The 21533-nt window shown below is 69.2% G+C and carries 19 protein-coding genes, 1 tRNA gene and 1 pseudogene; 5 read left to right on the top strand and 16 right to left on the bottom strand.

What is annotated here, in order from left to right; all coding sequences use genetic code 11:
* The coding region (locus tag I8N67_RS25880; RefSeq protein WP_200306089.1) for a helix-turn-helix domain-containing protein at positions 1-728 on the bottom strand (728 nt) is incomplete at its 3' end.
* A gap of 257 nt (positions 729-985) precedes the next feature.
* Between I8N67_RS25880 and I8N67_RS25885 the strand changes: the two genes are divergently transcribed.
* A complete protein-coding gene (locus I8N67_RS25885) occupies positions 986-1411 on the top strand; it encodes an ATP-binding protein (RefSeq protein ID WP_200306091.1) in 426 nt (141 codons plus the stop codon).
* A 64-nt stretch (positions 1412-1475) separates the two neighbouring features.
* On the opposite strand, the gene I8N67_RS25890 is transcribed toward I8N67_RS25885, so the two are convergent.
* The 4 genes from I8N67_RS25890 to I8N67_RS25905 form a co-directional block, all read right to left on the bottom strand.
* The gene (locus I8N67_RS25890; RefSeq protein ID WP_200306093.1) at positions 1476-2909 is read right to left on the bottom strand and encodes a GH1 family beta-glucosidase; all 1434 of its coding nucleotides are present in this window, start codon (positions 2907-2909) and stop codon (positions 1476-1478) included.
* 133 nt (positions 2910-3042) lie between these two features.
* Complete coding sequence (locus I8N67_RS25895; RefSeq protein ID WP_200306095.1) at positions 3043-3960, bottom strand: carbohydrate ABC transporter permease; 918 nt, start codon at positions 3958-3960, stop codon at positions 3043-3045.
* A gap of 10 nt (positions 3961-3970) precedes the next feature.
* The gene (locus I8N67_RS25900; RefSeq protein ID WP_200306097.1) at positions 3971-4975 is read right to left on the bottom strand and encodes a carbohydrate ABC transporter permease; all 1005 of its coding nucleotides are present in this window, start codon (positions 4973-4975) and stop codon (positions 3971-3973) included.
* A gap of 5 nt (positions 4976-4980) precedes the next feature.
* Positions 4981-6348: an ABC transporter substrate-binding protein gene (locus I8N67_RS25905; RefSeq protein ID WP_200306099.1), complete on the bottom strand. Its 1368-nt coding sequence runs from the start codon at positions 6346-6348 to the stop codon at positions 4981-4983.
* A gap of 433 nt (positions 6349-6781) precedes the next feature.
* On the opposite strand from I8N67_RS25905, the gene I8N67_RS25910 reads away from it, so the two are divergent.
* The gene (locus I8N67_RS25910; protein WP_200306188.1) at positions 6782-7837 is read left to right on the top strand and encodes a LacI family DNA-binding transcriptional regulator; all 1056 of its coding nucleotides are present in this window, start codon (positions 6782-6784) and stop codon (positions 7835-7837) included.
* Between the two features lie 114 nt (positions 7838-7951).
* On the opposite strand, the gene I8N67_RS25915 is transcribed toward I8N67_RS25910, so the two are convergent.
* Entirely contained in the window at positions 7952-8824 is an 873-nt protein-coding gene (locus tag I8N67_RS25915) for an integrase (protein ID WP_200306101.1), read from the bottom strand.
* 140 nt (positions 8825-8964) lie between these two features.
* Between I8N67_RS25915 and I8N67_RS25920 the strand changes: the two genes are divergently transcribed.
* Positions 8965-10299, top strand: coding sequence for a serine hydrolase domain-containing protein (locus tag I8N67_RS25920; RefSeq protein WP_200306103.1), 1335 nt, complete (start codon positions 8965-8967; stop codon positions 10297-10299).
* A gap of 220 nt (positions 10300-10519) precedes the next feature.
* On the opposite strand, the gene I8N67_RS25925 is transcribed toward I8N67_RS25920, so the two are convergent.
* The 5 genes and pseudogenes from I8N67_RS25925 to I8N67_RS25945 form a co-directional block, all read right to left on the bottom strand.
* A complete protein-coding gene (locus I8N67_RS25925; protein WP_200306105.1) occupies positions 10520-10981 on the bottom strand; it encodes a hypothetical protein in 462 nt (153 codons plus the stop codon).
* 86 nt (positions 10982-11067) lie between these two features.
* Positions 11068-11916 (bottom strand): helix-turn-helix domain-containing protein, encoded by an 849-nt coding sequence (locus tag I8N67_RS25930; RefSeq protein WP_200306107.1) that lies wholly within the window; start codon positions 11914-11916, stop codon positions 11068-11070.
* Positions 11913-12682: pseudogene (locus I8N67_RS25935) on the bottom strand (DUF6879 family protein). The gene I8N67_RS25930 and the pseudogene I8N67_RS25935 overlap by 4 nt, the downstream one beginning before the upstream one ends.
* Positions 12683-12823: 141 nt before the next feature.
* Entirely contained in the window at positions 12824-13096 is a 273-nt protein-coding gene (locus tag I8N67_RS25940; protein ID WP_200306109.1) for a GntR family transcriptional regulator, read from the bottom strand.
* 200 nt (positions 13097-13296) lie between these two features.
* Positions 13297-15117 carry a tetratricopeptide repeat-containing protein gene (locus I8N67_RS25945; protein WP_200306111.1) on the bottom strand — a complete coding sequence of 607 codons (1821 nt, stop codon included), beginning with the start codon at positions 15115-15117 and terminating at the stop codon, positions 13297-13299.
* A 149-nt stretch (positions 15118-15266) separates the two neighbouring features.
* On the opposite strand from I8N67_RS25945, the gene I8N67_RS25950 reads away from it, so the two are divergent.
* A complete protein-coding gene (locus I8N67_RS25950) occupies positions 15267-15491 on the top strand; it encodes a hypothetical protein (protein WP_200306113.1) in 225 nt (74 codons plus the stop codon).
* A gap of 106 nt (positions 15492-15597) precedes the next feature.
* On the opposite strand, the gene I8N67_RS25955 is transcribed toward I8N67_RS25950, so the two are convergent.
* From I8N67_RS25955 to I8N67_RS25970, 4 genes are all read right to left on the bottom strand, one after another.
* Positions 15598-15670, bottom strand: a tRNA-His gene (locus I8N67_RS25955).
* Between the two features lie 127 nt (positions 15671-15797).
* The gene (orn, locus tag I8N67_RS25960) at positions 15798-16400 is read right to left on the bottom strand and encodes an oligoribonuclease (RefSeq protein WP_200306115.1); all 603 of its coding nucleotides are present in this window, start codon (positions 16398-16400) and stop codon (positions 15798-15800) included.
* Positions 16401-16492: 92 nt separating this feature from the next.
* Positions 16493-17716 (bottom strand): helix-turn-helix domain-containing protein, encoded by a 1224-nt coding sequence (locus I8N67_RS25965; RefSeq protein WP_200306117.1) that lies wholly within the window; start codon positions 17714-17716, stop codon positions 16493-16495.
* A 378-nt stretch (positions 17717-18094) separates the two neighbouring features.
* Positions 18095-18481 carry a hypothetical protein gene (locus tag I8N67_RS25970; protein WP_372443800.1) on the bottom strand — a complete coding sequence of 129 codons (387 nt, stop codon included), beginning with the start codon at positions 18479-18481 and terminating at the stop codon, positions 18095-18097.
* 358 nt (positions 18482-18839) lie between these two features.
* Here I8N67_RS25970 and I8N67_RS25975 point away from each other — a divergent pair, with 358 nt between their 5' ends.
* Positions 18840-19370 carry a universal stress protein gene (locus tag I8N67_RS25975; RefSeq protein WP_200306119.1) on the top strand — a complete coding sequence of 177 codons (531 nt, stop codon included), beginning with the start codon at positions 18840-18842 and terminating at the stop codon, positions 19368-19370.
* 336 nt (positions 19371-19706) lie between these two features.
* Here I8N67_RS25975 and glmS read toward each other — a convergent pair whose 3' ends face one another.
* Entirely contained in the window at positions 19707-21524 is a 1818-nt protein-coding gene (glmS, locus tag I8N67_RS25980; protein ID WP_200306121.1) for a glutamine--fructose-6-phosphate transaminase (isomerizing), read from the bottom strand.
* Positions 21525-21533: the final 9 nt, after the last annotated feature.

The raw sequence follows: 21533 nt of genomic DNA on the forward strand, positions 1-21533 counted from the left end.
AAGAGCGATTGCGTCGGGTGTTCCAGGTAAACCGTGTCCAGTTCGGGGGCCGCGGCACCGTAGATGACGAACGACTGGGTGTGCGCGGCGTAGTTCCCCGCTTCGAACGGGTACACCTGCACCTTGACGTTGGGCAGTCGGGACACCTCGATCAACCGCAACAGTTGTCTGCGCATGGTTGCCCGGCCACCCACGTGGGTGTGGAGCGCTGCCTCATGGATGACCGCGTGATACGTCACAGCGGGGTGGCCGGTCAGAACGCGCTGCCTGGCAAGCCGGAACTGCGTGTATCGGCCGGCGCGATGAGGGTCGGCCTCGGTGGCTCCGAGGACGGCGCGGGCGTAGTCCTCGGTCTGGAGCATGCCGGGAATGAGGAGCGGCTCGTGTGTACGTAGCACGTGTGAACGGGATTCGAGTTCGGCCAGATCCCTGGCCGCCGGTCCGATCGTGTCTCTGAACTGTCCCCACCAGCCCTTGCCGCTTTCGTGGGCCATTTCCAGCAGGTTCTCGAAGTAGGCCCCCTCGGGGCAGCCGTACGCGCGGAGCAGCCTGTACATCCCGTTGCGCGGAACATCGACGCGGCCGGACTCGATGTGACTGATTCTCGTCCGCTCGGCCTTGATGAGCTTCGCCGCGGTGTCGCCTGACAACCCGGCTCGGATGCGCAGTGTGCGCAGCTCGGCACCCAGACGCCGCTGGCGTTCGCTGGGGCTGGTCCTCGGTGGCATGCGGTCCTCCTTGTGGCCGTGCGCCGCAGTTTGTCGCGCGGCTCGCGCCAGCGTCCAACGCGCTTGAGGGGTGTCACCCTTCAGGGGGAAGCTCGCCGTACACGGTTGTAACTTTCCCACGGGTGGCCCTAGCGTCGGCAGCAACCCGCTCACCCCGCGTCACGCGGAAGTACCCCCGCCCTCAAGCCGGTTACCAAGGCGCAAGGCCCGGACCTGGTCAGCGCGTGCACGCTCAACCCCACCGAAAGGCCGACCCCATGGGCGTATCCCTCGTCTTCCCGCCCCACCCCGCCTGGGTCCGCACCGCACGAGAAACCGTCCGCACCCTCCTCACCGCCTCCGATCACCCCGAACTCACCGATATCGCAGTCCTGTTGACCTCGGAAGCCGTCACCAACGCCATCAACGCCTGTGGGGCAAAGGGCTGCACCACCCCGGTCACCCTCCGCGCCGGCTGGCCCACCCCCACCCGCCTCCGCGTCCTCGTCCACGACGAAGCCCCCGGTGTGCCGACCGCCCGCGCCGCGACCGAGGGCGACGAGGACGGCCGGGGCATCCACCTCATCTCCTACGGCGCCGACACGTGGGGCGTGTGCACGCATGGGCCGGGGCCGGGCAAGGCCACATGGTTCGAGTTGGGGGCGCGCGTAACGAGAAACGCCCGGGGCACGGTGCACCCCTGATCGCACCGCGCCCCGGACCCCCGCTCCCCCGTCCCCCCCCCCGGAGGGCTCCCCTGCCCCCGGCCTATGGCGTAGTCGTCACCAGCGGCGGCAGTGCCCCCGTCTTGGCCGCCTGCCCGTACCAGTACGCGCTCGACTTCGGGGTCCGGGCCAAGGTCGCGTAGTCCACGTACACCGTGCCGAATCGCTTCCCGTACCCGTACGCCCACTCGAAGTTGTCCATCAGGGACCACAGGTAGTAGCCACGGACATCCGCGCCCTCCGCGATCGCGCGCCGGACGGCGCGCAGGTGCCCGTGGAGGTAGGCGATGCGCTCGGGGTCGTGGACACGGCCGTCCGCGTCCATCTTGTCGTCGTACGCCGCCCCGTTCTCCGTCACATACAGCGGCAGGCCCGGAGCCTCCCGCGAGTACCGCATGATCAGCTCATGCAGACCCGTCGGGTCGATGGTCCAGCCCATCTCCGTACGGTCGCCCGGCGTCTGGTGGAAGAGGACGTCGTCGGCGCCCGGCCACGGGGAGTGGTCGCTCGCGCCGTGGCCGTCGGCGCGCGGGCCGCTCGCGTCGGCGGGCGCCGCGCCCACCAGGGTGGGCGTGTAGTAGTTCAACCCCAGCGCGTCCAACGGCTGGTTGGCGGTCGTCACGTCGCCGTCCTCCACGAACGACCAGTCCGTCAGCGAGGCGGTGGCGGAGAACAGGCTCTCCGGGTACGCCCCGTGCAGCATCGGACCGTGGAAGACACCGTTCGCCAGGTCGTCGATCTTCCGAGCCGCCGCCCGGTCCTCAGGAGAGTCCGAAATCTGTCGTACGACCGACGAGTTCAGGCTGACCGCGATCGAGTTCCGGGCCGGCATCGCCGAGCGGAGCGCCGAGACCCCCAGCCCGTGCGCCAGGTTCAGATGGTGCGCCGCGCGCAGCGACGCCACCGGGTCCGTACGGCCGGGCGCGTGCACCCCGGAGCCGTAGCCCAGGAACGCCGTGCACCACGGCTCGTTGAGGGTGATCCACTGCTCCACGCGATCGCCCAGCGCCTCGCCCACGATCCGCGCGTACTCGGCGAAACGGTGGGCCGTCTCCCGCTCGGGCCAGCCGCCCGCGTCCTCCAGCTCCTGGGGGAGGTCCCAGTGGTAGAGGGTGACGGCCGGCTTGATGCCCTTGTCCAGCAGCTCGTCGACCAGACGGCGGTAGAAGTCGAGGCCGCGCTGGATCGCGGGGCCGCGCCCCGTCGGCTGCACCCGCGACCAGGAGATCGAGAAGCGGTACGCGTTGAGGCCCAGGTCCGCCATCAGCGCCACGTCGTCGCGGTAGCGGTGGTAGTGGTCGACAGCGATGTCACCGTGCTCACCACCGGCGGTCTTGCCCGGGGTGTGACTGAAGGTGTCCCAGATGGAAGGCGTACGGCCGTCCTCCCGCACCGCCCCCTCGATCTGGTACGCGGAGGTAGCCGCGCCCCAGAGGAAGGCGGGAGGAAAGGTCACCGGCGTTGTGGGCTCAGGCATGGAAGCGCTCCCATAGGTGGTCGTGAAGACCGACGGAGGTGGGTGGGGGGATAGCGGGAGAGGAGAGGAACAGGGGCCGAGGCAGCGGCGACCCGGCCCCCTGAAGACGCGCTGACGAAGGAGGGCCTCGGCCTCAGCCCTTCACCGCGCCCTGCATGATGCCCCCCACGATCTGCTTGCCGAAGACCGCGAAGACCAGCAGCAGCGGCAGCGTGCTGAGCAGCGCGCCCGCCATGATCAGGGCCTGGTCGGGGGTGTAGCCGCGGCCCAGGCCGGCGACCGCGACCTGGACGGTCGGGTTGCCCAGCTGGGTCAGGACGAGGAACGGCCACAGGAAGTCGTTCCAGGTCTGGACGAACGTCAGCATGCCGAGGACGGCCATCGCGGGCCGCGCGGCGGGGAACACCACGTGCCAGATCACCCGCCAGCTGCTCGCGCCGTCGACGCGGGCCGCCTCGATGATCTCGTCGGGCAGGGCCTGGATCAGGTACTGCCGCATGAAGAAGACGCCGAACGCGCTGACCAGCGAGGGCAGGATCACCGCCTGGAGCTGGTCGGTCCAGTCGAGCTTGGCGACCATCATGTAGAGCGGGATCACCTGGAGCTGCGGCGGCACCATCATCGTGCCGATCACGATCAGCATCAGGGCACCCCGGCCCCTGAAGCGCAGCTTGGCGAAGGCGAACCCGGCGAGTGTGGACAGGACGACGATGGTCAGCGACGAAACACCCGCCACGATCGTCGTGTTGAGGAACGCCTCGCCCAGATTGGCGTCCTTCCAGGCCACTTCGAGCTTGTCGAAGAGATTCGCGCCGAACCAGAACGGCGGCGGGGTCTCGGCCAGCCGCGCGTTGTCGCGCGAGGCGGCGATCGCCGTCCAGAACAGCGGGAACACCGAGACCAGGGTGAACGCGATGAGGACGAGGTATGCGACGGGCCCGGCGTGATGCTGCCCGCCCGCCCGCGCCGCTTTCAGCCCGCGCCTGCGCCGCCCGTTCTTCGGCGGCTCCGGCACCGCGTCGGCCGGAGGTTTGGTGATTGTCGTCGTCACGGCCGGTCTCCTAACTACTGGCGCGCAGCCGGCGCGAGATGACGTAGTTGATGATTCCGACCACGATGAGGATCAGGAACATCGTCCAGGCGATGGCAGAGGCGCGGCCCAGATGCTGGTTCACCCAGCCCTGCTCGTACAGGTACAGGCCCAGCGTCTGGAACTGGTGCTGAGGACCGCCGGACGCGCCCTTGTTGGCGTCGAACAGCAGCGGCTCGGCGAAGAGCTGCGAGGCACCGATGGTCGACACGACGACGGTGAACAGGATCGTCGGGCGCAGCGACGGCAGCGTCACATGGATGAACTGCTTCCAACGGCTGGCGCCGTCGAGGGCCGCCGACTCGTACAGGTCCTGCGGGATCGCCTGCATCGCGGCGAGGTAGATCAGCGCGTTGTAGCCGGTCCAGCGCCAGATGACGACGGTCGACACGGCGATCTTCGAGAACCAGGTGTCGTTCTGCCAGTCGACGGCGTCGAACCCGACCAGACCGAGGAACCAGTTGATCATTCCGTAGTCGCGGCCGAAGAGCAGCACGAAGACCAGGGTGGCGGCGGCGATCGACGTGGCGTACGGGGCGAGCATCACGACCCGGTAGAAGGTCGAGGCGCGGAGCTTGTAGTTGAGGATGTGCGCGATACCCAGCGCCATCATCAGCTGCGGGACGGTCGAGATGATCCCGATGATCAGCGTGTTCTTCGCGGCGTTCCAGAAGAACTCGTCGTCGAAGATCCGGGTGTAGTTGCGCAGCCCCGCCCAGCTCATGTCGGTGGGGGCGGTCAGTTCCACGGTGTGCAGCGAGGCCCAGCCGGTGTAGAGCAGCGGGAACAGGCCGAAGGCGAGGAACAGCAGGAAGAAGGGCGAGACGAAGGCGTACGGGCTCCAGCGTACGTCCCGCTGCCAGCGGCGGGACAGCCGGGCCCGGCGGCGTTCCTCGTTCGCGGACCCCGCGGGCGGGCGGGCCGGGGCCGCGCCCCCCTTCGCGGGGGGCGCGGCGGTGTCGTGCCGTGTGGGCATACCGGTCACTTGTCCAGTGCGTTGTCGATGGTCTTGACGGCGTTCTTCCACGCTTCCTCGGCCGACTTGCCCTGGGTCACGAGGATCACGCCGTTGTCGGTCAGGCCCTGCTGGATGATCTGGTCCTTCGCACCGATCGTCTGGACCGGGATGTTCTCGGCGGCCTCCGCGAAGATCGTGCCGATCGGCGCGTCACCGGTCATGTCGTTCTTCGCGTCCTTCACCGCGGCCGAGTCGTAGGCGGCCGGGGTGCTCGGGAAACTGCCCTGCACGGCGAAGAGCTTGGCCTGCTGCTCGGGTGCGGTCAACCAGGCGGCCAGCTTCGCGGCCTCCTCGGCGTTCTTGCCGTTCTTGGGCACGGACAGGAAGGAACCGCCCCAGTTACCGGACTTCGGCGCCTGGGCGATCTCCCACTTGCCGGCCGACTCGGGCTTCGACTTGCCCTTGATGTAACCGAGCATCCACGGCGGGCAGGACATCGCGGCGAACTTGCTGTTGGCGATCGTCGTGTCCCAGGCCGGCTGGAACTGCGTCTGGTTGCCGATCAGCCCGTCCTCGGCGGCCTTGGCCGTGAGGTCGAAGGCATCCTTGACGGCCGGGTTCGTCTTGTAGATGACCTCGCCGGAAGAGTCGTAGAACCGGTCCTTCTCGCCGCTGAGGATCGCCTGCAGCAGACCGCCGGGCGAGTCCAGGAAGGTGGTGCCCTCGGGCGCCTTCTCCTGGAACTTCTTGCCGGTCTCGACGAACTTGTCCCAGCTGCCGGTCCACAGCTTGCCGACTTCCTCGCGGTCGGTGGGCAGACCGGCCGCCTGGAAGAGGTCCTTGCGGTAGCAGATGGCCATCGGGCCGACGTCGGTGCCGACGGCGATCGTCTGGCCGTCCGCCGTGGTGGCCTGCTGCCACTTCCAGTCCAGGTAGTCGCTCTTCTTGCCGTACTTCGACAGGTCGAGAAGCTTGTCCGACTGGGTCTGGACGATCTCGGCGATGTTGCCGACCTCGACCATCTGGATGTCCTGGAGACCGCTGCCGGTGGTCAGGTGGTTGAGGAGAGCGGGGTAGTAGTTCTCGTTCCGCTCCACCACGGTCTGCTGGATGTCGATGTCCGGGTTGAGCTTCTCGTACTCCTTGTACAGACCGGACTCCTCGAAGCCCGCGGTGCCGAAGAGCCCCAGGGTGATCTTGGTCTTGCCGCCGCCGCCGCCGCCGTCCGACGACGAGTCGTCCTCGTCCTTGCCGTCGTCAGCGCAGCCGGCCAGCAGCCCGGCGCTCAGCGCGGCGACGGCGGCGATGACCACCGTCTTGCGCGTCCTGCGGGCGATACGGGTGCCCCCGCTCGACCGCAGCCGAGAGTGGGGGAGGGTACGTGCTCGCATTGCGTCCTCCAGATGCCCTGACGTGCCGACCCCCCGGCCAACTGCGTTGCTGGGCCTGTTAGTTCTAGCTGCGGCTCGGGCGGGGAACGTGCGGGATGTGTAAGTGCCAGGTACCGTGGGAGCGCTCCCACAAGTGATGTGTTGAAGAGTCGTCGGTTCGTGCGGGGGTGTCAAGGGAGCGAGCGCGCAGAGATGTCTTCGGTTATCGGGCTGTTAACCAACCCGGGTTCGGGCGGCAGCGCCGGCCCCGCCGCGCCCGGTGGTCCGCCCGGTGGTTCCCCCGCCGCTCCGGTCGGACACCGGACTCGGCGGCCCCGATCGACCACCCCTGATCACTGCTCGGACGTCGTACTCGGACGTCGCCTCGGACGTCGTACGTCGACCAGGACTGTTAGATTCCACGCCAGCGCGGTGTGAACGGGAGGCGACCATGGTGGCAGGCCACGGAGCACGGGGCCGGAGCGGTGGGCGGCCCACGTTGGAAGAGGTCGCCGCGCGAGCCGGTGTCGGCCGCGGCACGGTCTCGCGGGTGATCAACGGCTCGCCCCGGGTCAGCGACGCGACCCGCGCGGCGGTCGAGGCGGCCGTCGCGGAGCTCGGTTACGTCCCGAACACGGCGGCCCGCGCCCTCGCGGCGAACCGCACCGATGCGATCGCGATGGTCGTCCCCGAGCCGGAGACCCGCTTCTTCGCCGAGCCCTACTTCTCCGACATCCTCAAGGGCGTGGGCGCCCAGCTGTCCGACACGGAGATGCAGCTCCTGCTGATCTTCGCGGGCAGCGACCGGGAGCGCCGCCGCCTGGCCCAGTACCTGGCGGCGCACCGGGTGGACGGGGTGCTGCTCGTCTCCGTCCACGCGGACGACCCGTTGCCCGATTTGCTGGCGCAGCTGGAAATCCCGTCGGTGATCAGCGGCCCGCGCTCCAAGCACGAGACGCTCCCCTCCGTCGACTCGGACAACTACGGCGGCGGCCGCTCGGCGGTAGAACACCTGATCGGGCGAGGTCGCGCCCGGATAGCCACGATCACCGGCCGCCTGGACGTCTACGGCGCCCAGCGCCGCATCGAGGGCTACCGCGAGGCCCTGGAGGAGGCCGGCCGCGAGGTCGACGAGCGCCTCATCGTCCCCGGCGACTTCACGGAGCAGGGCGGCCGGCGGGCGATGGCGGAACTGCTGTCCCGCTGTCCCGACCTGGACGCGGTCTTCGCCGAGTCCGACGTCATGGCCGCCGGCGCCCGCCAGGTCCTCCGCGAGGCCGGCCGCCGCATACCCGACGACGTGGCCCTCGTCGGCTACGACGACTCCGCCATCGCCCGCCACATGGACCCGCCCCTGACCAGCGTCCGCCAGCCCATAGAGGAGATGGGCCGCGCGATGATCGACCTACTCCTCGACGAGATCGCGGACCGCCGGCCGGCGGTGTCGCGAGGCTTGGAACGGCGACAGGTGGTTCTGCCGACGGAACTGGTGGCGCGGGCTTCGTCGTGAGCCCGTCTGCCGTCTGCCGCCTGCCTCTCGTCACCGGCTGCCGCCCGCCCCCCGGTCACCGGCTGCCGCCCGGCCCCGGTCACCAGGTGCCTCCCGCCCCCAGTCGTCGCATGATCAGGCCGGCGGGCCGGTGTCGTTGAAGCGCACATGTACGGCGGTGGCGTCGTCGCTGCGCTTGAAGCGCGGCCAGCGCAGGCACTCCGGGTCCGACATCTCAGCCTCCCGGGTACGCGCGATGAGCGCGGCCGGCCCTTCGTCCCGGAGGACCTGAAGGAGCGCGGGCCAGGTGAGGACGCCGAACGGGTCGACCAGGCGGCTCGCCCCGTCGCTGAGCAGGGCCGCCTGGCGCACGCTCCCGAGCGGAAGTGTGCCGGTGCGGGCGTGTTCCGCGGCCCGGGGGAGGGCCGAGGCGACCCAGTAGCCGCCGGGCCGGTTGCGAAGGCGCAGGTAGAGCGCCTGAAGTTCGGCGACGACGGTCGTGAGATCGGCGAGGCCCCTGAGATCCGTGCTTCCGGTGAGGCCATGGCTGTCGAGTACGGCGCGGAGGTGTTTCCGAGCGAGCTGTTCACCGGTGTCATCAGTGATGGCCCGAATGCTGCCTCCGCCCTCCCCGCAGTCGAGAAGGAGGACGCTGTCGGACAGCACGAGGTAGTCGAGGACGTCATCGCGGCGGCGGATCATCGCGACCGTAGAGGCGGGACCATCCTCTCGGCTCAGGTCGCACGTCGCGTCATGCAGGCCGTTCACCCCGGTGATGGCGAGGGAGAGCACATCGGTCAGTGACGTGGAGTGGTCGACAGCGGCCAGACTCATCAGGCGCGCGCCGAGATGCCGCACGTACCAGGAGGTGCTGTGCGCGCAGCCGGCCGGGGGACCGCCGGGAACAACGGAAACCCCGTCGAGGACCACGACCGTGTCCGGCCCGGTGAGAGCGATGTCTTCGTTCACGGCGCCCATGCCCGGACCCGAGGCGACAGATAGCTGCACGATTCTCCTTTCGCTTTCACCACTTTCCCTGGGGTGAAATCCACAATCCCCGCTTCCGTGTTCGGACTTCCTTGTTCGGATTTCTTGTTCGGCTCTCCTGTTCGGGATTAAAAGGGAATCCCCCGGAGCAGCGTTTCCGCATGGACTTCGAGCGTGCCCGATGGCAGGCCAGGCTTGACGAACTGGCGCGGAACCACCACGTACCCGGGGCCTGCCTGGCGGTCCTGGTCGACGGTGAAGTGCATGAGTTGGCTTCCGGTCTGCTGAATTCCGTCAGCGGCGTTGATATGACCACCGATTCCCTTTTCCAGATCGGATCGGTCAGCAAACTCTTCACGGCCACACTCGTCATGCAATTGATCGACGAAGGCCGACTGGAACTGGACACCCCGGTGCGTGCGGTGCTGCCCGAGTTCAGACTCGCGGACCGGGTCGCGACGGAGTGCGTGACGGTACGTCATCTGCTCAGTCACACCAGCGGGATCGAGGGTGCCTTCCACCCCGACACCGGCTCGGACGCGGACTGCCTGCGCAGGTATGTCGAGGCCTGCGCGGGGCTGGGCCAGTGCCATCCGGTCGGCGCGACCGTGTCGTACTGCCACAGCGGGTACATCATCGCGGGCCATGTCGTCGAGCGGATCACGGGAAAGGACTGGGACGCGGCGCTGCGCGAGCGCCTGCTCGATCCGCTGGGCCTTCGGGACACCGTCACGCTGCCCGGGGTGCCGCACCAGCGCCGGCGCGCGTTCGGACACATGGGCGACCCTGGCCAACCGCCCAGGATCGACCGCTGGGATCTGCCCCGTTCGCTGGGGCCGGGCGGCGGCATCTACACGACTGCCGCCGACCTCATCACCTTCGCCCGGATGCACCTCGCCGACGGCGCCGGCCTGCTGTCACCGGCCCTGACCACGGCCATGCGCGAACCGCAGCGCAAGGTCCCCGACGGCTGGACCGACGAACACCGAGGCCTCGGCTGGCTCCTCTTCGGCTGGGGCGGCCGGCAGGTCTACGGGCACGCGGGCATCGGACTCGGCCAGCACACCTTCCTGCACGTGGTGCAGGACCAGCGGATCGCCATCGCCCTCCTCGCCAACGGCGGAGACGCGGTGGCCCTGCACACCGACCTCCACAGCGAACTCCTGGGCGAACTGGCCGGCCTCACCGTGCCCCGCCTCGACGTACCCGCACACCCCCCGGAGGTGGACGTCGCACCCCTCGTCGGCACCTACCGCAACATCCTCTCCGTCGTACGCGTAGCAGCGGACGACACCGGCCTGTGGGCGATGCCCGTCTACTCCAGCGCCCTCGGCGTCAGCCCACCCCGCCGCATCGAACTCCTCCCCGTGACCAGCACCGTCTTCGCCGGCTACGACCCGGCCCACCACTACCCCCGCCCCTGGACCTTCTACACCCTCCCCGACGGCACCCGGTACGCCTTGGCGGGCGGCTCGTCGATCCCCAGGGTCGCGTGAGTCCGTGGGATTGGGAGGTGCTCACCGCTGCCCACGCCCACGGGCGGCCCATGATGGCCGCGCATCATGACGTTGATGTCTGAGACACGGGAGAAGTCGCCCCGCCCGGTGGCCTCGCCACGCAGCTCGGCCAGCCGGGCGCACTCCTCACAGCCGGCCACCGGCGAGGGCGGGCCGAGAGGGAGGCCGAGCGTGAGGGGCGGGTCCATGGTCGTCTTCGTCATCCGGAGGCCTCCGACGGGGCGCCGAGCCCGAACGCGGCACCGAGGAGTACGGGATCGGTGAGCCGACCGGACCCGTCCGGGTACTCCAGCCACAGGCGGTCGCTGGGAGGACGGAGGGGATATCGGGCGGGTGGGCACATCAGGACCCAGCCGGGTGGGTGGACCGTGAGCTGCCCGACGTGGTCCAGATCGTCACCCGGATCGGCCGGGAGAAGCCACCAGGCCAGGTCCATTTCCACATCCGCGAGAACCGGACCCACCCCCTCCGCCCCGATCCGCCGCATCGCCTTTACTGACGCCCCCAGCGGCGCCTGCGCCACCGTCCAGTACGGGCCGGTGGAGAACGGCGCCAATTCCTCGTTCCGCCATGCGCGTTGTACGGCGGTGGGGCGGTCCGTGCAGGAGAGGAGCCAGTCGTAGCCTGACCGGCGGGGCGAGAGGGGAGTCCTTGGGGGCATGGGCAGGACCGTAGACAGCCGGGTTGCCCGGGCGCGCGCCGATTGCGCGCAATTGCATCTGCGGGCACAGGGCTTGTGCCGATTGCCTACGCGCGGTCCAGTGCCGCCCGCGCCCGGCCGATCAGACGGCGTGCCGGGGCCCCGTACTCCGCCGACTCGGCCAGCCAGTCCCAGGCGCGCTCGTACAGCTCGATGTCCTCATCGCCGGTGAGCCAGAGTTCCTCGCTGATCGTCTCGACGATCACCAGTCGCCGATCGTAGATCCAGAACGCGTGCGGTGCCGTACGGCGCAGCTGCGTGCCGAACGGGATGATGCCCAGCTCCACCCGACGCTGCCCCACCAGGCCGTACAGCCGGTCCAGTTGCTCGGCCATTACATCCGCCGGGCACGATCGGTGGTACAGCGATGCCTCGCAAACAAGGAACCGGAAAGACTTGCCCGGCTTGTACAGTGCCTCCTGGCGGCGCATGCGTGTCTCGACGGCGGCCTCTGTGGTGGACGGGATACCGCGGAACTCGGCATTGGAGTCGAAGATGACCCTGGCGTAGTCGGGCGTCTGGAACAGGCCCGGAATGCGCGAGACTTCAAGGCCACGGATCTCCGTGGTCTCGTCGGTCTGCCGGACGGCGATCTCCTGGCGCCCGCGGTGGCCGCTGGCCAGCTGCCGCCGCCACGAGCGGTGCCGTTGCTTCATCTCCAGCCCGGCACGCAACCCCTGGAGTTCGGCCTCGACATCCGGGCGGTCCACGGCCCGGGCCCATGCGATGAGGTCGGCGGCGCTGGGAGTCTGCTTGCCATTCTGGAGTCGGGATACTTTCGAGGGCTGCCAGCCGAGTCGGACGGCCAGGTCCTTGCCTTCCAGACCTGCCTCGGTGCGCAGCTCGCGCAGCCGTTCACCGAGGGCTTCTCTGGCGGTCTGGAAATCGGTGGTCACATGGTGGAACGTACCCGCCTGGCGAACTCTTCGGTACGTACGGCGTGGTGCCAGGCCGCGTCCCTGGCCTGGCAGGCGGCAAGGACCTCGGCCGGATCTTCGGTGACGTACACGCCGAGGGTGGTGTCTTCGTCGTCGAATGCGAAACGGGCCACGATCTGGGAGTCGAACAGCCAGAAGTCGTACTCCGGAAGCCGTAGTTGCTCGGCCTCGGCGCGGGTGAGGTTGCGGATGTCCTCGCCTGCGGTGACGTTGTTGGGAGCGCTGGCCAGAAGGAACTTCTGCCCCTGAGTGGGCGGTTCGTCGACGATCCGTACCCGCTCGAACCGCTTGCCCGCCTGCGTCTGCGCGCAGATGTTGTCCTTCCAGAGATTCGGCGGGTCCTGGGAGATGTCCTCGTCCGCCAGGAAACGCGCCCACTTCGGTCCATTGCGGTCGGTGGCGTAGCCCCGCCGGGTCTCCAGGCGGTGGCGTAGCCCCGCCGGGTCTCCAGCCGCCATGCCGTGTGCCGGAACTCATGGAAGAGGTGAGTGATGGAGGCGAACGGCTGGAGACCCGGACGCTCGCCGCTGGGGGTGTGGCGCGCGAGGAGACAGCGGGGGACGCGGACGAAGCCCTCGGACTCCTTGACATCCCGCAACTGCGCGAGATGGCCCGGGTCGGTCTCGAGATAACCCTGTACGAGAATCTCGTCCGTCCCCTCGATCTCGTACAGAGTCGGGCAGTCGCCGTCGTCGCTGCTCGTCCCGATGAACCTGAGCGTCATGTTGCCCTCCGTCAGCGCTGGTTGGAGCCCCAGGATGCACGGAGTGGGCGTGCGCGCGTCGGAGGATTGCTCAGGATTGTGCGCAAGTCCGGAGACGCGGGGATTGCGCGCAAGCAGGTACGGCGAGAGGTCTGGCTCGCGTCAGTCGTCGGACGTGTCGCCTTCGGCGGCGTTCGGAGACTCGCGCTCGACGACGAACGACCCCTTCCCGCGCACGGTGACGATCAGACCGCGCTGGCTCAGGAGTTGAAGGGCGGATCGAGCGGTCGGACGCGAAACGCTGAATTCGTCGCAGATGGCCGCCTCGGACGGGACCCGGCGGCGGGGCGGATACGTGCCGTCCGCGATGCGTGCGCTGAGTATGACGGCGATCTGCTCGTACAGCGGTTCGGGGCCTTCAAGGTCGACAGTCATATCTCGACCCTATTTAACCTGCGACGATGCCTATCGATATGTGTGGATGCATGACATCACATGACAGCACCTTACAGTGTCGTCGCCTTTCTGCTGGGAGACTAGCTGGTGCAGCCACCTGGGGCAGTCCCTGGAACTTCTCCAGCCCAGGAGGCCATGGCCGTCACCCGACACCACGACGATCGAGCAACCAACCCCGGTCAGCAACCATGCAGGTCAAAGCTCCCTACAGGAGAGCCACACCCTCCTTGGTCTCGTCGCGGCAGGTGTCGCAGGCACTCGGCGACCGCTGTGCTGACGGCGTTCGCTGTTGTCGGGGACAGGAGCTGAGGAAAGGTCAGGAAGTCCTGGAGGGGCGCCACCACGGACGAGAGCACCGACTCGATCTCATGTGGTCGTAGCAAGCCGATCGCCTTCCGCAGCTCCGCGAGGCCATCCGCCTCGCGGCCCGTCAGCAACAAGGTGTCCGCGAGGTCGAAGACGGGCCACGGGTTGGTTCCCGCCGCGTCCTCCGCGGCGAAACGCGCCAGGTGCTCCAAGCGGCGGAAGCGGCCGAAGACAGGGGAAGGGTCGGTGCCGCGGGCCCCGTGGAGGAGCAGTTCGACCCGGGCCTCGTTGAGCCGTGGATAGGTGTCGTTGCCGCTCAGCCCGACGGCCCGGCTGTAGCAGGTGAAGGCCCTCTCCAGCTCCGTCATGTCGAACCGCTCGGGAGGATCACGGCGGGCCAGGCGCCGGTGCAGGCCGCCGAGCGTGGCCCAGGTCTCCGCGTCGGAGTCGTCGAGTTCGACGGCGCGAGCGAGAGCGTCGGCCGCCTCCTGGAGGGCACCGCGCTTGCTGCGCGTAGTGCCCAGCTCACGCCAGCTCGGGGCGTGGTCGGCCCGCAGCCGTACACAGATCCCCAGCGCGTGCTCCGCTTCGGCGTAGCGGTTCTCCCGGCGCAGCGCCACACCCAGCTCGAAGTGCCCGCGCAAGCTGGAGGGATTGCGGGCCACGGCCTCGTGCAGCAATTCGAGGCTGCGCGCTTGGTCGTCGCCGCTCAGGGCGAGCGCGGCGGCGATAAGGTCCTCGCCCTGTTGCGCCCGCAGATTCGCGATTTCCAGGGCCAGCGCCTCGTAGTCGGAGCGAGGCACGGTGACGTAGTCGGAGCCCTCGCGCACCGGGCTGTCCACATGTTCCGGCCGCCGCAGTCCCTCGACCGCGGCCTGCGTGATCTGCCGCTGAGCCTCCTTGAGCTCCTCCGGCATGGGCCCATAGCGGATCACCCGGCTCGCCGAGACGTTGAACCGCACTTCCTCGATGTCCTGGGAGATCAGCACGGTCACCGCGTCGCGCAGCGCCCAGCGGACACCGAGTTCGAGGTAGACGTTGGGATTCGCGCCGCTCAGGTCGGCTATGTAGACGTCGGCGTCCATGGCCTCGCTGAACATCGAGCGGTGGATCGTCCCCATGAACGTCTTTTCCTTCTCGATGGACAGCTGCGTTTCGCAGCCCAGCGCCTCGCTGATGAGGGCCTCCACCGGGTCCAGCAGTTGGCGCCGGATCTCGGGGATGTTCGTCCAGCGGGCCTGCGTGCCCATCGAGGTGCCCGGCATCGCCACGAAGATTCGAATGATTCGAGGTGGTTCGCCGACTGCGGACGCCTCGGCCGGCTGATCGGGCTCGGGTGCCCGCCGCACCTCGGTCGCGGCGGTGCCGACGGTGCCGGCGGCGCTCTGCCTGGCCGAGTTCTGAAGGAGCTGGAGGGCGCTCCAGCGGTCGCGCCAGACCTCGACCCGTGAGTCCCGTGGTGAGACCGGGTGGTGGCCGCCGTCGGTGAATCCCAGGAGCGTTCGTACGAGTGCTAGCAGCAGGTCGAGTCGCGGCAGGCGCTTGCCGTTGAGTACCTCGCTGACGGTCGACGGGGGGAGTGGGCACCCCGTGGGCGCATGTCGTTCGATCTCGCGCAGGGTTGGGTTGCCGTGCTGGATCTGAAGGGCTTTCAAGTCTGTGGCCAGCTCAGCGCGGCCCTGCTGGACATCCACCTGGTCACCCCCGATGCCGTCCCTGCTTCCCCGGACAGGAAGGGCTCCAGCCGTCCGACGGCGTTCGCCGACGTCCGGTCATGTCCGGGACGCTGCGGGACTGTTCGACCACCTCAGCATTCCCCCCGCGGCCCCGCTTCACTGGCGGCATGACAGAGAAATCACGTGTTACGAAGAGTTCGACCGACCAGGGAGCGCGTGCGGCGGCTCGCGCCGCTCTCGCCGAGCGCACCCTCGACTTCGTCGCCCTGGTGACCCTGCTCGGCGTCGTCACCGCCGTGTTCCTACTGGCCGGCCCCCAAGCCTTCGCCGCCGTCACCTCTGTCGGCACGGGTCTGTTCGCGGCCTGGCGTGGCCACCGGCGGCAGACCTGACGCGGCCGGGTCCGCCGACGCGCCGTCCCAGCCACTGTCACCAGGGGTCCGAGCAGAAAAGCAATCGGCCCCGGTCCGCTTTCGCGAACCGGGGCCGATTCATCAGGGTGAGTGACGGGACTCGAACCCGCGGCATCCTGGACCACAACCAGGTGCTCTACCAGCTGAGCTACACCCACCATGACCGGCGGTTCATCCGAAGGTTTCCCCGACCGGCCGAGAAAAAGTGTACAGGGTCTTCAGGGGTGCCCGCGCACATGTTTCGGCGGGGGCGGTTCGGGGGCCGGTGAGGGCCCGGGGACGGGGTTACCGGGCGGGCAGGACGTGCTTCGCGGCGATCGTGCGGGCCGTCTCCGAGTCGGGGCCGGGCTGCGGGACGAAGATCGCCTCGCGGTAGTAGCGGAGCTCGGCGATGGATTCGCGGATGTCCGCCAGCGCCCGGTGGTTGCCGTTCTTCTCGGGGCTGTTGAAGTACGCCCTCGGGTACCAGCGGCGGGCCAGCTCCTTGATGGAGGAGACGTCCACGATGCGGTAGTGGAGGTAGTCCTCCAGCGTGGGCATGTCCCGGAGCAGGAAGCCCCGGTCCGTGCCCACCGTGTTGCCGCACAGGGGTGCCTTGCGCGGTTCCTTCACGTGTTCGCGTACGTAGGCCAGGACCTGCGCCTCGGCGTCCGCCAGCGTCGTGCCGCCGGCGAGCGCGTCGAGGAGGCCGGACGCGGTGTGCATCTGGCGCACCACCTCCAGCATGGTCTCCAGAGTCGAGTCCGGCGGGCGGACGACGATGTCGACACCTTCGCCGAGCACGTTCAGCTCGGAGTCGGTGACGAGGGCGGCCACCTCGATGAGCGCGTCGTCGGACAGCGAGAGGCCGGTCATCTCGCAGTCGATCCACACCATGCGATCGTTCATATGTCTCACCTTACGGCCCGTGACAGCCGTACGGCCCGGTCCTGCACCTGGGCGAACCAGGGCGGGACCGGGCCGTCGTGTGCCCATGGGGCCTACGGCGCGCTGCGCTGCCCCGGCAGGCGGCCCGCCGCGTACAGCTCCTGCTTGACGCCCTCCGTGGAGAGGGACGTCGACGGCGCCAGGGAACCAGCGGCGGCCGTACGCCGGGACTGGAGCGGCACCGGGGCGTGCTCCGGCGCCATCGAGGACGGCCCCGGCCCGCCGTGCGAGCCGTCGCGGTCGCCGTGCTTCTCGCCCTGCGGTCGCCGGGCCCGGTACGCGGCCCGGTACGCCGCCGGGGACGAGCCCAGCTGCCGGCGGAAGTGCCCGCGCAGCGCCACCGGCGAACGGAAGCCGCACCGTCCCGCGACCTCGTCCACCGAGTAGTCCGACGTCTCCAGCAGACGCTGGGCCTGCAGCACGCGCTGGGTGATCAGCCACTGGAGCGGGGCGCTGCCCGTCAGCGACCGGAACCGGCGGTCGAACGTACGACGGCTCATGTACGCCCGTGCCGCGAGCGTCTCCACGTCGAACTGCTCGTGGAGGTGCTCCAGCGCCCAGGCGACGACCTCGGCGAGCGGGTCGGCGCCGATCTCCTCTGGTAAAGACCGATCGAGATAGCGCTCCTGGCCGCCCGATCGGCGTGGCGGGACGACCAGTCGGCGGGCCAGCGCGCCGGCCGCCTCGTTCCCGTGATCTGTCCGCACGATGTGCAGACACAGATCGATTCCGGCCGCGGTGCCGGCCGAGGTGAGCACGTCGCCGTCGTCCACGAAGAGCTCTCGTGGATCGACGTGGACGGACGGATAGCGCTTGGCCAGCGTCGGCGCGTACATCCAGTGTGTCGTCGCGGGCCTGCCGTCGAGCAGGCCGGCGGCCGCCAGCACGAAAGCGCCGGTGCACAGCCCGACGATGCGGGCACCCTCTTCGTGCGCTCGGCGCAGTGCGTCGAGCGCCTCCTCCGGCGGCGGTGAGGTGATCGAACGCCATGCGGGCACGACCACCGTGCCCGCCCGCGAGATCGCCTCAAGGCCGTTCGGTGCGGTGAGTTCCAGGCCCCCCGTGGTCCGCAGCGGGCCGTCCTCACCGGCGCACACCAGCAGGCGGTAGCGCGGTACGCCGGCGTCCTGGCGGTCGATCCCGAACACCGACAGTGGTATGGAACTCTCGAAGATGGGCCCGCCGCTGAACAGCAGCACCGCGACGATCTCCTTGCGGCGTCGCCCGGAGAGTTTCCGGGCCGCGGCTTCCGGCGCGGCGGTGGAGTCGTGGCTCATACTGCTAAGCCCCCCTCGGTGGTCGCGGCTCCTCGGTTGTGTCGCTCCTGCACGTTTCCCCTTGGTCCTGCACGAGTCCCCCGCCGTAAGACAGTCATGATCGAATCTACTGTGTCCCGTGGTGCCGACGTGACCAGTTCGCCATCCGGCACATTGTCGACATGGCAACTTGGCGTGAAGCATTCGATCACGAAGCGTTGCACTCGTGGGCCGTGCAGGGAAGTGCGCCTTGTCCCCGTGGCCGGTCCACGTAGGGTGCGCGCGACCCCTGGACCCCTTTCAGTGCAGGTCGAACGGGGGGCGGAGGGGTGTTCGGCCAAGGGGTGTACGGGTGGCCGAAGTTGGCTGAAAAGATACGGGGGTGTGCGCGGAAACCGGTCAGTCGACCGGCGTACTCGGGCCGGAGTGCCGCCCGCCCCTGTGCGCCCCGGAACCGGAACGTCCGTGTCGGCCCCGCTGGGGGGTGTGATCTTCGGCCATCGAACGCGCGGCGCGGGCCGCTCCGCGTTCGGACTGCCGCAGCAGGATGCGGCAGACGCCCGTCACCGCGGCGAGACCGAGCGCCGCGCCCGCCGCGCCGGCCAGTGAGGTGCCGTACCAGACGAGGACGACCGGGACGAGGACGCAGCTGAAGGCCGCCCAGCGGACCACGTCCGTGGCGGTGTCGGCCGGGCAGGGGGGCTCGGGGGTCGCGCGGGGGGCGCGGGACTCGTGAGCGGCGCGGGCTTCGGGGGCGGACTGGGGCGCGATACGGGGTGCGGACACGGCCTGCTCCCTCCTGGGCTCCCTCGGATGTGACTTACCGGGGTTCAACGCGTGTTCGACCGGTCGGTCACTGGTACCGCCTGATCGGGTTGCCGTCGGGGGTCTGTTCCTGAGCGCCGGCGTCTGTATCGCTGTGTAAACCGGCTGTACGTGGCAGCAACCATTGCGTTACGGGCTGGGGGTCGTGCATGCTCCCTGGAACCCCGCGCAGCCGGTGCGGGATCTGGGCGGAGGAGGCGTGCGGTCGTACCCTTGGGGGTATGGGCTTGGGAAGATGATTCCCGGACACGGCTCCGCCGCATACTGACGTCCCATTTCACGTCGTCCCACCCACGAGGATCCAAACGCCGAGACACCCATGGCCGGTCACGAATTCTTCGACTCCGCGGACCGCAAGCGGCGGCCCGTCGCCGATCCCAAGGCGGCTGACCCCCAGGCGGCGGAAGAGGCACGCCCCACCTGCGATCCCGCCTTCAAGCACGGCGTCGTCGTCGGCTTCGACGGTTCGACGTCCAGCGAGCGCGCCCTCGCGTACGCCATCGGAATGGCCCGCCGCTCCGGCTCGGGCCTGATCATCGTGCATGTCGCCAACCGGCTGCCCACGACCGTGTGGGCGGGCTGCGAGCCGCCGGTCTTCGTCGACGTCCCGGACCACCGGACCGAGGTCCTCGGGCTCGAACTCGCCTGCGCGGACTATCTGGCCGAAGTCCCCTGGATCCTCGTCGAACGCGGCGGCGACATCTGCCACGAACTCGAAGAGGTGGGGCGGGAGTACGAGGCCGACGCGATCGTCGTCGGGTCCACGCACGGGCTCGTCGGGCGCCTCTTCGGGTCGGTCGCGGGGCGGCTCGCGAAGCGGGCGCAGCGGCCCGTCATCGTCATCCCGTAGCCGAATCGCCCGCGCTTGCGGAAACGGGTAAATCTACTGGTGCGTAGGGGTGTTCGTGCCCTTGTGAAGGGCATAACCCGATCGCCGCGTTCGCGCTGCGCTTGCGGGTGCGGCGTGCGGGTGTGCTGCCGGCCGGGGTGGTGTGACGGCCGCCGGGTGAAGGGCAGCCGGCGTCGGGGGTGTTGGGCGACCTCGGCGTTATGAAACGGACCCCCCGTGATTGGTGGCATCACGTGGGGGTCCGTTCTCGTTCGTCGGCCTCCGCGGGTTCGGTGGGGGTTGCTCGCGCAGTTCCCCGCGCCCCCTGAAAGCCTGGGCGCGCCCTGGAAGGCGTGGTTACTCCACCGTCACCGACTTCGCCAGGTTCCGCGGCTTGTCGATGTCCCGGCCCAGGGACAACGCCGTGTGGTACGCGAGGAGTTGGAGGGGGATGCCCATGAGGATCGGGTCGAGTTCGTCCTCGTTCTTGGGGACGATGATGGTCTGGTCGGCCTTCTCCTGCTCCCGGTGGGCGACGGCGAGGATCTTGCCGCTGCGGGCCTTGATCTCCTCCAGGGCGGCGCGGTTCTTCTCCAGGAGGTCGTCGTCGGGGACGATGGCGACCGTCGGGAGGGCCGGCTCGATGAGGGCGAGCGGGCCGTGCTTGAGCTCGGAGGCGGGGTAGGCCTCGGCGTGGATGTACGAGACCTCCTTGAGCTTCAGGGAGGCCTCGCGGGCCACCGGGTAGCCCCGGACGCGGCCGATGAAGAGCATCGAGCGGGCCTCGGCGTACTGCTCGGCCAGCTTCTTGATCTCCTCCTCCTGGTCCAGCATCTCGGCGATCTGGGCGGGGAGCTTGCGCAGGCCGGCGATGATCCGCTTGCCGTCGCGGACGGAGAGGTCGCGGGTGCGGCCGAGGTGCAGGGCGAGGAGCGCGAAGGCGACCGTGGTGTTCGTGAAGCACTTCGTCGAGACCACGCAGACCTCGGGGCCCGCGTGCACGTAGATGCCGCCGTCGGCCTCGCGGGCGATCGCCGAACCGACGACGTTCACCACACCCAGGACCCGGGCGCCCTTGCGCTTCAGCTCCTGGACGGCGGCGAGGACGTCGTACGTCTCACCGGACTGGGAGACCGCGATGTACAGGGTGTCGGGGTCGACGACCGCGTTGCGGTAGCGGAACTCCGACGCCGGCTCGGCGTCCGCGGGGATACGGGCCAGCTCCTCGATCATCTGGGCGCCGATCATGCCCGCGTGGTACGAGGTGCCGCAGCCGAGGATCTTCACGCGGCGGATCTGGCGCGCCTCGCGGGCGTCCAGGTTGAGGCCGCCGAGGTGCACGGTGGAGAAACGGTCGTCGATGCGGCCGCGCAGCACACGGTCCACGGCGTCGGCCTGCTCGTGGATCTCCTTGTGCATGTACGTGTCGTGGCCGCCCATGTCGTACGAGGCCGCCTCCCACTCCACGGTGGTGGGCTCCGCCGTGGTGCGGGTGCCCTCCGTGGTGTAGGTGCGGAAGTCGTCGGCCTTGAGGGTGGCCATCTCGCCGTCGTCGAGCGTGACGATCTGGCGGGTGTGGGCGACCAGGGCGGCTATGTCCGAGGCGACGAACATCTCCTTCTCGCCGATGCCGAGGACGACGGGGGAGCCGTTGCGGGCGACGACGATACGGTCGTTGAAGTCGGCGTGCATGACGGCGATGCCGTACGTGCCCTCGACGATGCGCAGCGCCTGGCGGACCTTCTCCTCCAGGGTGGTGGCCTGGGAGCGGGCGATGAGGTGGGTGAGGACCTCGGTGTCCGTCTCGGAGAGGAACTCGACGCCGTCGGCTTCGAGCTTCTTCCGCAGGTCGGAGGCGTTGTCGATGATGCCGTTGTGGACGACGGCGACCTGGTTGTCGGCCGACATGTGCGGGTGCGCGTTGACGTCGGACGGGGCGCCGTGGGTGGCCCAGCGGGTGTGGGCGATGCCGGTGGTGCCCTTGAAGCGAGCGGGGACCTTGGCCTCCAGGTCACGGACCCGGCCCTTGGCCTTGACCATCCGCAGACCGGCCGTCTTGGGCGAGGTGACGACTATGCCCGCCGAGTCGTAGCCCCGGTACTCCAGGCGCTGCAGGCCCTCAAGGAGCAGCGGCGCCACGTCGCGCTTGCCGATGTAACCGACAATCCCGCACATATATACGTA

It is taken from the genome of Streptomyces adelaidensis (assembly GCF_016598475.1).
Classification (GTDB): domain Bacteria; phylum Actinomycetota; class Actinomycetes; order Streptomycetales; family Streptomycetaceae; genus Streptomyces; species Streptomyces adelaidensis.